Origin of the sequence: Longimicrobium sp., assembly GCA_036387335.1 — a bacterium.
In the GTDB taxonomy this organism is placed as follows: domain Bacteria; phylum Gemmatimonadota; class Gemmatimonadetes; order Longimicrobiales; family Longimicrobiaceae; genus Longimicrobium.
Map to the genome: position 1 here is coordinate 45,414 of DASVTZ010000178.1, position 16,326 is coordinate 61,739.

Sequence of the window (16,326 nt, forward strand, 5' to 3'; positions counted from 1 at the left end):
ACCCGGCCGTGCGCGGGTGCCGCAACGGCGTCAGGCGAGCCGCACGGTCCCGGAGCGGATGGTGCGCAGCACGCCCGCGTCGGAGCGGACGAGGAGGGCGCCGGCGGGGCTGATCCCCAGCGCCGTGCCGGTGACGGGGGTGGCGCCGGTGACGACCACTGCCCTGCCCTCCAGCGCATCGCGGGCGCGCAGGGCATCCAGCAGGGCGCCGCCGAGCTGCGCGGGTGGGTTGCCGGCCAGGCGCAGGATGGCGCGCACGACCGAGCCCGCCACCTCCGCGCGCGGCGGCGCCCAGCCGGCGCTGATGCGGAGCGACGTCGCCGTATCCCGCAGCTCAGGCGGAAAATCGTCGCCGGAGTGGCCGCAGTTGATCCCGATCCCAGCCACGACGGCGCCGGGGCGGTCCGCCTCCCAGGCGCCCTCGCACAGGATGCCGGCGACCTTGCGGCCGGCCAGGTGCACGTCGTTGGGCCATTTCACCTGCGCGCGCACGGGGCGTACGAACTCGTCGATCGCCTCGGCCGCGGCGAGGCCCACCAAGATCGGGAGCAGCCCCGGCGCGGGAAGGGCGGCGGGGCGCAGCACGACCGTCATCCAGATCCCCAGCCCCGGCGGCGATGCCCACTCCTTGCCGCCGCGGCCCCGCCCCGCGAGCTGCTCCTCCGCCACGACCACCGTCCCCGCGGGGGCGCCGGCATCGGCCAGGGCGCGCGCTGCATCGTTGGTGGAGCCAACCGTCTGGAACAGGTGCACGGTCGGGACCCCCCAGCGCGCCGCCAGCTCCGCCGCGGTGGCGCCCTCCCACCGCTCCGCGCGCTGGTTCACCCGTCCAGCGCGCGCAGCTGGAGCGAGAGGTCCAGCGCGGGCGCGGAGTGCGTCAGCGCGCCCACCGAGATGAAATCCACGCCAGTCTCCGCCGCGGCGAGGATGGTGTCCAGCGTGATCCCGCCGGACGCCTCCGTCTCCGGGCGCGGGTCGGAGGCGCGGACCAGATCCACGGCCTGGCGCATGAGAGCGGGCGGCATGTTGTCGAACATGATGCGGTCGGCGCCGGTCGCGAGCGCCTCGCGCACCTCTTCCAGGTTCGTCGTTTCCACCTCGACGGCGAGGCCGCGGTCGTTGCGGGTGCGCACCGCATCGACCGCCGCCGTGATCCCGCCCGCCGCGGCAATGTGGTTGTCCTTGATCATCACCATGTCGTGCAGCCCGTGGCGGTGGTTAGCGCCGCCCCCGGCGAGCACGGCCGCCTTCTCCAGCGCGCGCATCCCCGGCGTCGTCTTGCGCGTGTCGATGACGCGCGCACCCGTCCCCGCCACCGCCCCCACGTAGCGCCGCGTGACCGTGGCCACGCCCGAGAGGCGCTGCATGAAGTTGAGCGCCGTCCGTTCTGCCGTCAGGATCGAGCGCGCCGAGCCGGTGACGCGCATCGCCAGATCGCCCGGCTCCAGCGCGGTGCCGTCGGGCGCGGCGACCTCCACCTCGAGCGACGGATCGACGCGGCGAAAGACCTCGGCCGCCACCTCCGAGCCCGCGACCACGCCTGGCGCCTTGGCGACGATGCGGGCCTCTGCTCGGCGCCCCTCCGGCACCGTCCAGAGCGTGGTGAAGTCGCCCGGCCCGACGTCCTCGTCGAGGGCGGCCTGGATCAGCGAGAGCGCTTCGGCGGAAAGCGGCATCGTGTTGGCTGTGTGGGTATTTACGCGCTGGCGGCGTGCGCCACGGGCTCGGTGTGCGCCCCGCGCCCCAGGATGCGCTCGTAGTAGCGCTCGTACTGCGGAATGATCACGTCCACGCCGAACCGCTCCACGGCGCAGCGGCGCGCCTCCGCGCTCATCGTCCTCCACCGCTTCCCGTCGCGCAGGATCGACGCGCCCGCCTCCGCCATCGCCTCCACCGCGCCGACCGGCGCGACGTAGCCGGTGATGCCGTCCTCGATCAGGTCCGGCAGCCCGCCCGCGTTCGAGGCGATGACCGGAACGCCGCTCGCCATCGCCTCCAGCGCCACGAGGCCGAACGACTCGCTGCTCGAGGGGAGGAGGAGGAGGTCGGCACACGCCAGGAGCTCGGCCACCGAATCCTGCTTCCCTAGAAAGAGCACGCGGTCGGTGACGCCCTGCTGCGCCGCTTCGTCGGCCGCCTCGGGCCGGTCGGGGCCGTCGCCGATCAGCACCAGGCGCGAAGGCACCTCCTTCGCCATGCGCGCAAAGATCCTGATGACGTCACGCACCCGCTTGACCGGGCGGAAGTTGGAGACGTGCACCACCATCTTCTCACCGTCGCGCAGGAACGACTGCTTGTGGCAGGGGAGCTTGCCGCGGTCGTAGAGCTTGGGGTCCACGAAGTTGGGGACCACCTCGATCCTGTCCGCCGGCACCCCGAACGCGGCGACCGTCTCGCGCTTCAGGTAGTCGGAGACGGCGGTGATCCCGTCGGAGCGCAGGATGGAGAAGCGGGTGATCTCGCCGAACGACCTCTCCTGCCCCACCAGCGTGATGTCGGTGCCGTGCAGCGTGGTGACGAGGCGCAGCGGGTGGCTGTGCCCCAGCATCTCCTTGGCGATCCACGCGGAGGTCGCGTGGGGGATGGCGTAGTGCACGTGCAGCAGATCGAGGCCGTGGCTGAGCGTGACCTCGTGCATCATCGCCGCCAGCGACAGCGAGTAGTTGTTGTGCTCAAACAGCGGGTAGCGGCTCATCTCCACTTCGTGGAAGAAGACCCGCTCCATGAAGTGCGGGAGCCGGAAGGGCTGCGCGTACGAGATGAAGTGGATCTGGTGCCCGCGCCGCGCCAGCTCGATCCCCAGCTCCGTGGCGATGGCCCCGGACCCGCCGTAGGTCGGATAGCAGGTGATGCCGATTTTCATAAAAGCAGTGCCAAGTGCCAAGTGCTCAGTGCCCAGTTGTGCCGATGCCCCTCCCTGCCCAGGCGAGTGAACTCGCGGCAACAACAGCACAAAGTCCGCCTGCGCGGACTCCGCGAGAAGATCCGGGTTCGGGGCGCGATTCACCGCGCCCACACCCGCCCCCCGCCGAATCCGTAGGGGCGCGATTCATCGCGCCCGTGCCCTCCCCCGCACCGCCCCCGCCATCGCGCACACCGACGCCCGTAGGGGCAGACCTGCGTGTCTGCCCACCCTCGCCCCCACCCCGACGCCCGCCCCTCGCACACAAATCCCGTAGGGGCGGCCCCGCGTGGCCGCCCGTGCCCTCCCCCGCACCGCCGCCGGCCTACCCCGCCCCCACCCTCTCCCCCCACGCGGAAACGATTACGTCCGCCAGTTCCGCACGCGGCCGCGTCGCATCCAGCCAAACCGCCCCCGGCGGCAACTGCGTGCGGTACCAGGTGAGCTGCCTGCGCGTGTAGTCGCGCGTGTTCTTGCGGGCCAGCTCCAGCGCATCCTCAAGCGACCGCTCGCCGCGAAGGAACGGCATCAGCTCCGCGTAACCGTGCGCGTTCAGCCCGGGCGCCGCTTCGCCGTAGCGGGCCACCAGCGCGCGCACCTCCTCCACCAGCCCCGCCTCCGCCATCTCCGTCATGCGCCGGTTGATCCCCGCGTACAGCAAATCGCGCGGCACCTCGAGGACCACGGGGAGCACCTCCATCGGGGGCGCTTCCGGGGGGGAGTTGCGCTGCCACCAGGTGAGCGAGCGGCCCGTGAGCAGCGCCACCTCCAACGCCCGCATCAGCCGCTGCCGCCCGCCGCCGCGGCTCAGCCTCTCCGCCGCCTCCGGGTCGTGCGGCGCAAGCCAGCGGAGGAGCTCGGCGTCGTCCATCCGCTCCATCATGCGGGTTACCCGCGCGCGCGCCGCCGGGTCCAGCACCGGCTCGCCGAAGATGGGGTGCGTGAGGGCGCGCAGAAAGAACCCGGTCCCCCCCACCAGCATCGGCACGCGGCCGCGCGCGCGGATCTCGGCCACCTTCTCACGCGCATACCGTGCCCAGCGCCCGGCGCCGAAGCGCTCCGACGGCTCCACCAGGTCGATCCCCCAGTGCGGGATCTCGCCGCGCTCCGCAAGAGTCGGCTTGGCGGTGCCGATGTCCATCCCGCGGAACACCGAGCGCGAGTCCATCGACACGATCTCGCCGTCGAGCCGCCGCGCGACCTCGATGGAGAGCGCCGTCTTCCCCGAGCCCGTGGGCCCAGTGATGGCCAGCGCCTCCGTCACCCGCTCCTCCCGAACCTCCGGTGCAGCTCCGTCAGCGAGAGCTGGACCACGGTGGGGCGCCCGTGGATGTCGTGGTACGGCAGCTCGGTGGCGAAGAGGCGGTCGAAGAGCTCGCTCATCTCGCGCTGCGACAGCTTCTGCCCGGCCTTGATGGCGCCCTTGCACGCCATCGACAGGGCAATGCGCTGGTGCTGCGTCCGCGCGGAGTCCACCAGCGGCGATCCCTCGGTCAGCTCCGCCACCATCTCGCGCAGGCAGCGCTCCGCGTCGAAGTACGGGTGCGGCGTGGGGACGGAGTGGACGATCACCGAGCGCCCGCCGAACGGCTCCACCTGGAAGCCGGCGCCCTCCAGCAGCCCCGTGATCTGCTCCACCAGCGCGTACTCCGCGGGGGAGAGTCGCAGGGTGAGGGGAAAGAGAAGGCGCTGGCTGGAGAACTGCCGCGTTCCGAAGCCGCCCACGATCTCCTCGTACAGCACCCGCTCGTGCGCCGAGTGCTGGTCCACCAGCACGAGCCCCGTGCGCGTCTCCGCGATGATGTAGGTGTTGTGCACCTGCCACATCACCGGCGCGGATCCCAGCATCTCCCCCAGCGTCTCCGGCGCCGCGGGCGTGCTGGACGGCTGCGCGGAGCCCGTGACGAAGAGCGTCATCTGCGGCTCCGCGACGGGTTCCGGCTCGCGCACGGACGTGACCCCCGCCTGCGCCGTCGGCTCGTACACCGTCTGCGGATCGGGCGCGGCGCGCGCGCCGATGCTGGGCGTGCTGTCCAGACCGGCGAGGGCGGCGCGGATCCCTTCCTCCAGGATGCGCTCCACGGCCGGACGGTCGCGGAAGCGGACGTCGGCCTTGGCGGGGTGCACGTTGACGTCCACCTCGCCGTCCGGCACCTCGAAGAAGAGGAAGAGGGAGGGATAGACGCCGTGCGGGATCGTGGTGCGGTACGCCCGGTCCGCCGCGCGGATCAGCGCGCGGTCGCCGAACGACCTTCCGTTGACGAAGAGGTAGGTGCGGCGGTTGGCGGGGCGCGCGTCGTCCGGCCGCTGGATGAGCCCCGTGAGCGTGATCCCGCCGCCGCGGTGCGCCACCGAGATCATCTCGTCCGCCGACTCGTTGCCCCAGATCGCCGCCACCCGCTCCGCCACGCTGGACGCGACGGGAAGGTTGAGCGGGTCACGCCCGCCCATGTCGAGCGTGTACGCCACCGCGGGCGTAGCCAGCGCGAGCGTCGTCACCACCTCGCCGACGGCGCGGTTCTCGGCGGCGCTGGAGCGGAGGAACTTGGCGCGCGCGGGAACGTTGAAGAACAGGCTCCGCACCGACACCGTGGTCCCGGTCCGTCTTGCGCACTCCTCCACGGCCGCGAGCTGCCCGGCCGTCACCACCACGCGCGTGCCGTCGCCATCGCGCTCCGCCGTCTCCAGCACCACCCGCGACACCGACGCGATCGACGGAAGCGCCTCGCCGCGAAACCCGAGGGTGCGGATGGCGGCCAGGTCCGCCTCCGTCCTCACCTTGCTGGTGGCGTGGCGGTCGACGGCGAGGAGGGCGTCCTCGCGCCCCATCCCCCACCCGTCGTCCGCCACGCGGATCTCCGTCTTGCCCCCGTTGCGGATCACCACGTCCACGCGCGACGCGCCGGCATCGAGCGCGTTCTCCATCAGCTCCTTGACGACGGACGCGGGCCGCTCCACCACCTCCCCGGCGGCGATCTGGTTCGCGAGCTTCTCGGGGAGGATGTGGATCCGGCGCGGCATTCGGGCTTCTTTCGGGGTGGATTCGGGTGGGGAAAGTACAGGCGGGGGTGGCGGGGGACAAGGTGGGGTTTGGCCAGGTGCGGCCCGGGCGAGTGAACTCGCGGCAACAACAGCACAAAGTCCGCCTGCGCGGACTCGCGGGCGGGATTCGCGCCGGGCGTGCGGTGCCGGCGCGTGCGAGAGGCCGGCACCGCCGGTCCAGGAGCGAATGAATTCGCGGCTGGAACCGCGCGAAATCCGCCTTCGCGGATTGGCTGCAGCGCTCGAGACCGCTTCAGCGGTCTTCGCGTAGTTCCAGTCGGGGGATTCATTTCATCCCCCGGTGCCAGCGACGGCCCACCCACCCCACAAAACCTGCGAAGGCAGGTTTCCCGCCGTTGTTGCAGCGGTTTCAACCGCCGGTCTCAGGTTTATCCGCCGGTCCCCCCACCCCGAACAACGCCCGCGCATTCGCCGTCGTCCGCGCCGCGAACTCCTCCGGATCCTCGCCGCGCAGCATGGCGGCCACCCGGGCGGTGTGGGCGACGAAGGCGGGCTCGTTGGTCTTGCCGCGGTGCGGGACGGGGGCGAGGTACGGCGCGTCCGTCTCCACCAGGATGCGGTCGGCGGGGACGCGGCGGAGGAGGTCGGCGGCGGCGAAGTTCTTGAACGTCACCATCCCGCTGAACGACGCGTACCAGCCGAGCGCCAGCGCGTCCTCCAGCAGATCCGCGCCGCTCGAAAAGGAGTGCAGCACGCCGCGCGTCCCCGCCCCGCCCTCGCGCAGCAGGGCGCGCAGGTCCTCGTCCGCCTCGCGCGCGTGGACGATGACGGGGAGCCCCGTCTCGCGGCCCAGCGCAAGGTGGCGCAGAAAGGATGCGCGCTGCACGTCGCGCGGGGCGAAGTCGTAGTGGTAGTCCAGCCCCGCCTCGCCGATGGCGACGACGCGCGGATGGTCGAGAAGGGCGCGGACGGCGGCGAATGCCTCATCCGTAGCCGTCGAGGCGGCGTGCGGGTGGATGCCGGCCGTGGCGTAGACGCCCGGGAAGCGTTCCGCCAGCGCCACCACCACGCGCGCGTCCTCCACGCCCGTGGCGATGGCGACGATGGTCTCCACCGCCGCCGCACGCGCGCGCTCCACGACTCCGTCCACGTCCGCAAGGAGGCGCTCGTCCGCCAGGTGGGCATGCGTGTCGATCAACATCATCCGTCCGCCGTAAAAGGAAAGCGGGCCGCCGCGGATGATCCGCGGCGGCCCGCCAGGGTGCTTCGTCCAGCCAGCGTCAGACCCTGACCCGCTCCGCCGCTTCCCGGCTGCGCGAGGTGGAATGGGCCGCCTGCTCGCGCTTCGGCTCCTTGCGAGGCCAGCGGCGCTGGATCTCGTACAGCACGGGCGAGGCGACGAAGACCGACGAGAAGGTACCGATCGAGATCCCCACCACCATCACCAGCGCGAACGGGTAGATCACCGGGCCGCCGAAGAAGAGGAGCGCCAGCAGGGTCGCCAGCACCGTGCCCACCGTAAGGATGGTGCGCGGGAGCGTCTCGTTGATCGCCTTGTCCAGGATGGCGATGAACGTGCGGCCGCCGCGGGGCTTCTGCAGGTCCTCGCGAACGCGGTCGAACACGATGATCGTGTCGTGCATCGAGTAGCCCACCACCGTCAGCACGGCCGCCACCGTCCCCAGCGACACCTCCGTGCGGGTGAGCGCCAGGAAGCCGAGGGTGATGACGATGTCGTGCGCCGTGGCGATGATCGCCGCGAGGCTGAAGCGCCACTCGAAGCGGATCCACAGGTAGATCAGGGTGACCGCGAACGACAGGAGGATCGCCCAGAGCGCGTTCCTCTGCAGCTCGGCGCCGGCGCGCGGGCCCACCGCCTCCGTGCGGGCGATGGTCACGTTCTCCGCGCCGAAGCGGGCACCCATCGCCTGCCGCACCCGGCTCTGCGCGTCACGCCCGGCTTCCTGCGAAAAGGAGCGCGACGGGGTGCGGATCTCGAACTCGTTGGCGCCGCCGAACTGGGTGATCTCCCAGTCGCTGTGGCCGGCCGCCACGGCCGCCGCGCGCACGTCCTCCGCGTGCGCGGCCTGCTTGAACCGCACCTGCACCACGGTGCCGCCGGTGAAGTCGATCCCGTAGTTGAGCCACGCGCGCCCGGCCGCGGTGTGCGCGGCCATGGCGCCGATCCCCACCAGGAGCATCAGTGCCGTGGCGAGGTACGCACGCTTCCGCCACTCAAGGAAGGGGTAGCTGGCGTTCTGGAAGAATCGCATCGTCTTCGCTCCCCTTAGATCGAAAGCTTCTGCGTAGCCGCCGACTGACGCCCGAGGTCGAGCATCATCAGCGTCCGCGTGGTGAAGATCGCGGTGAACATCGAGGCCACCACGCCGAGTGCCAGCGTCACCGCGAAGCCGCGGATGGGGCCGGTGCCCGTGTAGAACAGGATTGCCGAGGTGATCAGGGTGGTCACGGCCGAGTCGATGATCGCCCGCAGCGCGTGGTGGAACCCTTCGTTGATCGCCGTCTTGGTGTTGCGCCCCGCGTCCAGCTCCTCGCGGATGCGCTCGAAGATCAGCACGTTGGCGTCCACCGCCATCCCCACCGAGAGGATCAGTCCCGCGATCCCGGGGAAGGTCAGCGTGGCGTCCAGCGCGGCGAGCATCCCCAGGGTAAGGAGAACGTAGATGGCGAGCGCCACCACCGAGAGGAAGCCGGAGCGCTTGTACACGCCCACCATGATGAGCACCACCGCCACGATCCCCACGATGCCGGCGATGATCCCGTGGTTGATGGAGTCGGCGCCGAGCGAGGGGCCCACGCTGCGCTCTTCCACGATGCGCAGCGGCACCGGAAGGGCGCCGGCACGGAGCACCAGCGCGAGCTCGGAGGCGTCCTCCAGCTTGGCGCTCCCCATGTCGATCTGCCCGTGCGAGCCGATCTGGCCGCGGATGCTGGGCGCCGTGTAGACGCGGTCGTCCAGCACGATCGCCATCTGCTCGTTGATGTGCGCGCCGGTCGCCTTCTCGAACTTGCGGCCCGCCGCGCGGCTCAGCTCGAAGCTCACCACGGGGCGGCCGAACTGGTCGCCCTGCGCCTGCGCGTTCTGCAGGTTCTCGCCGGTCATGATCGCCGCGTTGTCCACGAACCAGAGCGTGCGGTACTCCGGGTTCTCCTCCGCCTCGGGAACGGCCCACAGCATCGTGGTGCCGCGCGGCAGGGCGCGCTGCACCTCGGGGTGGCGCAGCCAGCGGGCGACCTGCGCCGTGTCCGACGTCTTCACCGCGAGCGCGCCGGGCTCGCCGGGGGCCAGCTTGGAGCTGAACGGGGTGCCCGCGGCCGCGGCGTCGGGCTTGTCGCCCTTGGCTCCGGTGGTGTTCGCGGCGACCGCCGTGCTGTCGCCGGCGCTGTCGGGGCGGGCGCTGTCCGCCTTGGGCGCCGTCTGCAGGATCCCGCCGACCGGGTTCGCGGGAGCCTCGGCGGCGCCGGGCTTCGACGCGTCGGGGAACGCGCGGGCGACCGCGGCGTCCAGGCGCGGCAGGGCGCCCTGCAGCTCGGTGAGCGGCCGGACGATCTGGAACTCCAGGAACGCGGTCTTCTGGAGGACTTCCTTGGCGCGGCTCTGGTCCTGGAGCCCCGGAAGCTCCACGATGATGCGGTCGTTGCCGGCCTTCTGCACCACCGGCTCGGTGGTGCCCAGCTCGTCGACGCGCATGCGAACCACCTTCAGCGCACGCTCCACGGCGTCCGCGCGCTCCGACGGAGCGAGCTTGGCGCGGGAATCATCCAGCTCCAGGGCGTAGTGGCTCCCGCCCTGGAGGTCCAGGCCGAGGGTGACAATCTGCCCGATGCGCTTGCCGGTCGTGTCCTCCCGCAAGTAGTTGCGGTACAGGAAGAACGAGCTGGCCGCGATGGCCAGGAGGATGAGCGCCACGCGGGCTCTTAGCGTCTGAAACATCGGAGAGTACGGACTCCCGGAGGGGGGTTGGAGGAAACGCCGGTAACCATGGAAGCGATTGTCGCGCGAGAAGTTGCAAAACTAACCCCCGCCGCGCTCCCCCGTCAACCTGCGACGGCGGCGCGCGGCGGTAGGGCCGGTGCTCACAACGCGTTGCCAGCGGCACGATTAACCCCGCGCGGCATCGGTACACGCGCCGCCGCGCAAGGGTCCCGCCGGGGCGATCTACCCGCGGCGGCCGGTGTTGATGACGTTGATCTTGCGCACGCGCACCGGCGGGCACCCGTGCGACACCGCGTTGGACTGCGACGGCTGTCCCTTGCCGTCGTTGAAGGAGCCGCCCACGAAGTAGCTGCTACGTCCGCCGATGCCGTCCACCGCGTTCCAGAACTCGGGCGTCCTCATCTGGTACGCCACGTCCTTGAGCATGCCGCCGACCTTGCCGTTCTTGATCTCGTGGAAGGTCTGCCCGCCGAACTGCGCGTTGTAGCGCTGCTGGTCGATGGAGTACGAGCCGCGCCCCTCAATCAGAATGCCGTCCTGCACGCCGCCCACCAGCTCGTCCAGCGTGACGTCGCGCTCGGGGTTAGGCATCAGGTTGACGTTGGGCATGCGCTGGAACTGCACGTCGCTCCAGCTCTGCGCGTACGAGTTGCCGTGGCTGCGCACCGGCTTCCCCTGCTGCCGGTACCAGTCCGCCAGCAGCGGCGCCTGCTCGCGCGTCGTCTGCAGGTCGTTGAGGATGCCGTTCTTGACGATCAGGTACTCGTCCGGCCGCACGCCTTCGTCGTCGTACCCCACCGTGGCCAGCGAGCCGGGGGCGCTGCGCTCCGCCTGGATGTTGAAGTTGGCGGGCCCGTAGCGGAACTTCCCCAGGAAGTCCTGGATGGGGCTGATGAACGACGTCCCCGCGAAGTTGGCCTCGTACCCCATGATGCGGTCCAGCTCGGTGGGGTGCGCGATCGACTCGTGGATGGTGAGGAAGAGGTGCGAGGGGAGGAGCACCAGGTCGAAGCGCCCCGGCTCCACCGGCCTCGCGGAAAGCTTCTTGACGGCGTCCTCCGCCCAGCGCGATGCGTTCTCCGCCAGCCGCGATGCGCGCACGTGCTCGTACCCCAGCCCCATCGGCTGCACGTCGGTGGACATGCGCGTCTGGAAGTCCGATCCATCGGCCGACACCGCCGTTACGTTCATCTGCGGATACGACCGGAAGATCGTCTGCGTGATGTACGATCCGTCCGTGTTGGCGTACGTCTTTTCTTCGCGGAGGAAGAAGACGGACGACGTGACGAAGCGCGCGCCCTGCACTCGGAGCGCGGCCTCATTGGCGCCCAGCAGCAGCGCCACCTTTTCCTCGATGGCGATGTCGAACGGGTCGGTCTGGATCGGCGAGCGCCAGGTGACGTCGCGATGCACCTCCGCGGGGGCGAGCTCCACGGGGCGGCGCAGGGTGGCCGCGCTGGCCCGCGCCTGCGACGCCGCCGACCGCGCCACCCGCTCCACCTCCTCCAGCGTCAGGTCGCGCGACGCGGCGAACCCCCACGCCCCGTTCACCAGCGCCCGCACCCCGAACCCGAACGTCTCCCCGTCGTCGAAGCCGGTAATGCGCCGCTCGCGCGTGGCGATCGACTGGCTGCGGTTGCGGGTGATGCGCACGTCCGCGTAGCTCGCGCCGGCCCTGCGCGCCGCATCCAGCGCGCGCCCGGTGAGCGCCTTGTAGTCCGGGTCATCGTGCAGCTGCCCCGCGGCGCGGAGCTGCGACGGCGCGAGCGCCAGCGCGGCGCCCCCTGCGCTGCGGAGGAGGAACTCTCTGCGTTTCATGCGCGGAGCGTGGGTGCGGGGATCGTCTGGGATGTGCCGGATGATACCGCACCCGCCCTCCGTCAGCAACGGGGGGCGCGCCTCACGCGATGGCCACCTGGAAGTCGAAGCCCGTCCCTCCCCCGGCTGGCTCCTCGTCCCGCTCCATAGCATCCACGGTGGCGGCGGAGGGCACCTTCCCGGGCAGGAACGCCAGGCTCAGCACGTACCCCAGCACCGAGCTTCCGCCGTAGCCCACGAGCGGCGTGGGATAGTTGCCGAGCGCCGCGGCCAGCACCATCCCCAGCCACGCGACCGCGAACACGGCGCAGGCGTCGCCGCCGCGCGCGTCCAGCTTCCGCCCCGCGAGCGCCGGGACGGCGAGCAGGAGCGCGCCGCCCACGACGGCCACCCCCGCCAGCGGATGGACGCCGAACGACGTGTAGAGGATCCGGTCCACGTACGGCACCGCGGGCAGCGTGTCCGGGCGAACCACCGTCACCGCGAACCCCGCAACGGCGGCCCCGAGCGCCGCCAGCACCTCCTTGTCCGCCCTGCGCACCGCGAGCACCGCCAGCGATGCCGCGAGCACGGCCGACATCGCGCGGTCGGGCTGCGCCGCGAGCGCCACCGCGGCCACGATCATTCCCACCGTGGAGAGGACGTCCCGCCTGCGCGCGAACGCCACCAGCATCGACGGGAGGAGGATGAGGCTCATCTGAAGCGACAGGCCTCCGACCCGGAACCAGCGGGAGGCACCCTCCACCGACGGGCCGAAGAGCGCCGTCGCGAGCAGCACCCCGCTGAAAGCCAGCACCACCACGGGCGGCATCATGCGCGCCTCCCCGGCAGCGGGGCGCAGCAGTCCCATGAACGCGAGCCCCATCAGCAGCGCCAGCACGTTGACGGCCAGGTAGAGCGACGGCGCGCCGGCGGCGGCCATGTACGCCATCCCCAGACCGGTGGCCGCGATGGCGCACGCGACCCCGGCGGCGCGCGGGTTCTCCAGCAGCGAATCCAGCTTCGGCATGTACTCTCCAGGAAGGATGGGGTGCGGTTCGGCCGTGACGAGCTCAGGGCCGGGGTCGGGGCGCCTGCGCGCCCACGGTTTTCATCAGGCCGAGCGGAGCGCCTCGGCGGGATCGACGGCGGCGGCGCGGCGCGCGGGGAGCCAGCTCGCGACGAACGCGACGCCGAGGAGTGTGAGGGCGGTGAGGCCGAGCACCCACGGGTCGGTCGCGCTCACGTCGTACAGCAGCCCGCGCAGCAGCCGCGTGAACGCGACCGCGCACGCCACGCCGATCGCCACGCCGACGGCGGCGAGGCGCAGGCCCCCGAGCGACACGGCGCGGCTCACGTCGGCGGGGCGGGCGCCGAGGGCCATGCGCACGCCGATCTCGCGCCGCCGCACGCTCACCCCGTACGCCACCACGCCATACAGCCCCACCGCGCCCAGCGTCAGCGCCACGCCGCTGGCCACGCCGAGCAGCACCACGAGCGCGCGCGCGGGCGCCGACGCACGACTCACCACATCGTCGAGCGTCCCCTCGTCGAAGGTCGGGAGCGCCGGGTCCAGCTCGCGCACGATGTGGCGGATGGCCCCGACCGTGGCGGCGGCGCGACCCGGCTCGGTGCGGGCGAGGAGCGCGACCAGGTACGGCGCGGTCGCGCTGTCCGCCCTCACCACGGGCAGGTACACGACGTCGTCGGCGGGCTTGTCGAGCGCCTCGTAGTGCACGTCCCCGGCCTCGCCCACCACCGTGCGCCACGCGCCGCCCGCCGTGCGGATGCGCTTGCCGACCGGGTTCTCGCCCCTCCAGTACCGCACCGCGAAGGCCCGGCTCACGATCGCCTCGCCCGCGGCCCCCGCGTCGTCCATTGTCCCAAAGGTGCGGCCGCGCAGGAGCGGGATGCGGGCGGTGGCGAAGAAGTGGCTGTCGACCGTGACGGCGCCGTGCGTGACGCCCGCGGCCGGGGCCGGCAGCGGGCGATCTTCCACCTCGATCTCCGCGGTCCAGCGGTCGGTGCCCAGCGGCACCCGGTCGGTGACCGCCGCGTCGCGCACGCCGGGCACCGCGCGCACCCTAGCCAGCGCCTCCTGCATGAAAGCCGCTCTCGACGCGCCCGTCCCGTACTTCGCCAGCGGAAGGAGCACCCGCGAGACGGCGACGTCATCCGCCACGAAGCCGGGCGTGACCGCGTTCAGCCGCATCAGGCTGCGCGTCATGAGCCCCGACGACGCCACGAGCACCAGCGCCACCGCCGTCTGCGCGACGACGAGCGCGTTGCGCGCGCGCTGGCGCCCCACGTCGCCGGCGGGCCCCCGCCCCGCTTCCCGCAGCACGGTGGCGATCTCCACGCGACGAGCACGCAGCAGCGGCAGGAGGCTCACGCACAGCGCGCACAGCACCGTGGCGCCGAGCGCAAAGGCCAGCGTGCGCCAATCCAACGCGACCTCGTGGAGGCGAGGCACCTGCCACGCGCCTCCCGCCCGCACCACGGCCCGCAGCGCTGCGGCGGCCAGCAGCGATCCGAGCGCACCGCCGAGCGCGCTGAGCAGCACCGACTCGGCCAGCGCCTGCGTCATCAGGCTGCGCGCGGGCGCACCCAGCGCGCCGCGCACGGCCAGCTCCACCTGCGCGTGCTCGGCGCGCACCAGGAAGAGCCCCGCCACGTTGGCGCACGCAACCACGAGCACGAGGAGCACGCTCGCCAGCAGCATCCAGACGAGCCCCGCCGCGCGCCCCACGATGGCGTCGCGGAGCGACTCGACCCGCGGCACCACGTGCGCCTGCGCCAGGACGGACGCGGCGGGGTCGCCGGGGAACTCGCCGGGGAGTAGCGCGAGCACGCGGGCCAGATCGGCGCGCGCCCCGGCCGAGGAGACGCCGTCGCGCAGCCGCCCCACGCCCACGAACCGGAAGCGCGCCGCCTCAGTGCCGATTGGATCGAGCGTGAGCGGGATCCAGAGGTCCACGCCGTTCGCCGGGTACGCGAAGCGCGGGGGCATGACTCCGACGATGGTGCGCGGCACCTCGTTGACCATAATCCGCCGCCCAATCACCCCGTGGTCGCCGTGGTACCGCTCGCGCCAGAGCCGGTCGGAAAGCAGGACGACGCGCGCCGCGCCCTCGCGATCTTCGCCGGGCCTGAAGCCCCTCCCCAGCGCCGGCCGCACCCCCAGCACGTCCAGCAGGTTCGCCGTGACCCGCGCGATGCGGGCGCGTCCCGGCGTCTCTCCCGGCGCGGAGGGCTCGATGTTGGCGTCCACGTTGTCCGCCCACCACGCGGCGATGCCGTCGAACGCGGCCGCGTGCCGTTGGTACAGCATCACCGTTGCGTCGGACTGGTCGACGTTGGAACGGCCGGCGAGGCTCGCGGTGTGGGTGAGCCGCACGAGCCGGTCCGATTTCGGGTACGGCAGCGGCTTTAGGAGCACGGCATCCACCAGGCTGAACGCCGCCGTCGTCGCGCCGATCCCGAGCGCCAGCACCAGCACCGCGGCGGCCACGAAGCCGGGTGCCCGCCGGAGCCGCCGCGCCGCCACGCGCAGGTCGTGGAGCAGCGACTCCAGCGCCATGGTGCCGCGCGCGCGGCGGCTCGCTTCCTTTACGCGGTCCAGGTGCCCGAACTCGGCGCGCGCACGGCGCAGCGCGTCCTGGCGCGAGAGCCCGGCGCGCTCGTGCCGCTCGGCCTCGCGCTCGATGTGGAAGTGCAGCTCCGCGTCAAGCTCGCGCTCGAGCCGGTCGCGGTCCAGCAGCGCGCGCATGCGGTAGCGCACGTCGCTCCAGAACTCGCTCAGCATCCCGGTCAGCCCATCTCGAGGACCAGCGACACGGCGCTCGTGAGCCGCGCCCACGCGTGCGCCTCCGCATCCAACTGCCTGCGGCCGGAGCGGGTGAGTTCGTAGAACTTGGCCCTGCGGTTGTTCTCCGACGTGCCCCACGCGGCGGCGATCCACCCGCGCCGCTCCAGCCGGTGCAGCGCCGGATAGAGCGACCCCTGCGGCACCTGCAGCGCCTCCCTCGACACCTGCCGGATGCGCTCCGAAATCGCCCACCCGTGCATCGGCTCCACCGAGATGGCCTTCAGGATGAGCAGGTCCAGCGTCCCCTGCGGCAGGTCGATCCGATCGTCGGTCATGGCGTCCCTGTAGAGGTCGCGTATAGGATGCGGACTCTCTTGTAGAAGCGCAAGGGAAGTGGACTGGACAGGCGCTGCGAAGCTGGCAGGCGGATTAGAAGTGATGTGAAGTGCGCGGTGCAGTGGGTTAAATAGCAGTTATTTAGCCGATGTGGGTGATAACTCGGATGAGGGGGAGCGGCGCTGGTCGAGGGCCCTCACCCCCCCGGCCCCCCTCTCCCAAACTGCTGGGAGAGGGGGGAGATCGCCGTCATCCGCGCGCCGCCTGCGCGACGCTAAACGCGTGTCATCGCGCCCACCTCCGCCCCGCCGTGCCTCCGCCTTTCGCACCGATGCCGTAGGGGCAGACCTGCGTGTCTGCCCACCCCTGCCGCGCCCCGGACCTTCGCCCCCCGCACCCCGAACCCCGTAGGGGCCGCCCCACGTGGCTGCCCGTGCCCGCCCCGGCGCCGCCCCATGACACCGCACGCGAATGCACACGAAACGCCCCTCCCCCAGGCGGTTTGGGGGGAGGGGCCGCGAG

At 72.0% G+C, this 16,326-nt stretch carries 12 protein-coding genes; all 12 read right to left on the reverse strand.

What is annotated here, in order from left to right:
• Nucleotides 1-30: 30 nt before the first annotated feature.
• Nucleotides 31-825: a biotin--[acetyl-CoA-carboxylase] ligase gene (locus VF647_17660; protein HEX8453916.1), complete on the reverse strand. Its 795-nt coding sequence runs from the start codon at nt 823-825 to the stop codon at nt 31-33.
• Nucleotides 822-1,676, reverse strand: coding sequence for a carboxylating nicotinate-nucleotide diphosphorylase (gene nadC, locus VF647_17665; protein HEX8453917.1), 855 nt, complete (start codon nt 1,674-1,676; stop codon nt 822-824). Before nadC ends, VF647_17660 begins: the two co-directional genes overlap by 4 nt.
• Nucleotides 1,677-1,696: 20 nt before the next feature.
• Nucleotides 1,697-2,863 (reverse strand): N-acetyl-alpha-D-glucosaminyl L-malate synthase BshA, encoded by a 1,167-nt coding sequence (gene bshA, locus VF647_17670; protein HEX8453918.1) that lies wholly within the window; start codon nt 2,861-2,863, stop codon nt 1,697-1,699.
• A 364-nt stretch (nt 2,864-3,227) separates the two neighbouring features.
• Entirely contained in the window at nt 3,228-4,166 is a 939-nt protein-coding gene (gene miaA / locus VF647_17675) for a tRNA (adenosine(37)-N6)-dimethylallyltransferase MiaA (protein HEX8453919.1), read from the reverse strand.
• Nucleotides 4,163-5,923, reverse strand: coding sequence for a DNA mismatch repair endonuclease MutL (mutL, locus tag VF647_17680; GenBank protein HEX8453920.1), 1,761 nt, complete (start codon nt 5,921-5,923; stop codon nt 4,163-4,165). Before mutL ends, miaA begins: the two co-directional genes overlap by 4 nt.
• Nucleotides 5,924-6,314: 391 nt before the next feature.
• Entirely contained in the window at nt 6,315-7,109 is a 795-nt protein-coding gene (locus VF647_17685) for a TatD family hydrolase (protein HEX8453921.1), read from the reverse strand.
• A 76-nt stretch (nt 7,110-7,185) separates the two neighbouring features.
• Nucleotides 7,186-8,178, reverse strand: a complete 993-nt coding sequence (gene secF, locus VF647_17690; protein HEX8453922.1) for a protein translocase subunit SecF — start codon at nt 8,176-8,178, stop codon at nt 7,186-7,188.
• Between the two features lie 14 nt (nt 8,179-8,192).
• A complete protein-coding gene (gene secD, locus VF647_17695; GenBank protein HEX8453923.1) occupies nt 8,193-9,836 on the reverse strand; it encodes a protein translocase subunit SecD in 1,644 nt (547 codons plus the stop codon).
• Nucleotides 9,837-10,085: 249 nt separating this feature from the next.
• Nucleotides 10,086-11,681 (reverse strand): TldD/PmbA family protein, encoded by a 1,596-nt coding sequence (locus VF647_17700; protein HEX8453924.1) that lies wholly within the window; start codon nt 11,679-11,681, stop codon nt 10,086-10,088.
• An 82-nt stretch (nt 11,682-11,763) separates the two neighbouring features.
• A complete protein-coding gene (locus tag VF647_17705) occupies nt 11,764-12,690 on the reverse strand; it encodes a hypothetical protein (GenBank protein ID HEX8453925.1) in 927 nt (308 codons plus the stop codon).
• Nucleotides 12,691-12,774: 84 nt separating this feature from the next.
• The gene (locus tag VF647_17710; protein ID HEX8453926.1) at nt 12,775-15,465 is read right to left on the reverse strand and encodes an ABC transporter permease; all 2,691 of its coding nucleotides are present in this window, start codon (nt 15,463-15,465) and stop codon (nt 12,775-12,777) included.
• 5 nt (nt 15,466-15,470) lie between these two features.
• Nucleotides 15,471-15,803, reverse strand: coding sequence for a PadR family transcriptional regulator (locus VF647_17715; protein ID HEX8453927.1), 333 nt, complete (start codon nt 15,801-15,803; stop codon nt 15,471-15,473).
• Nucleotides 15,804-16,326 lie beyond the last annotated feature (523 nt).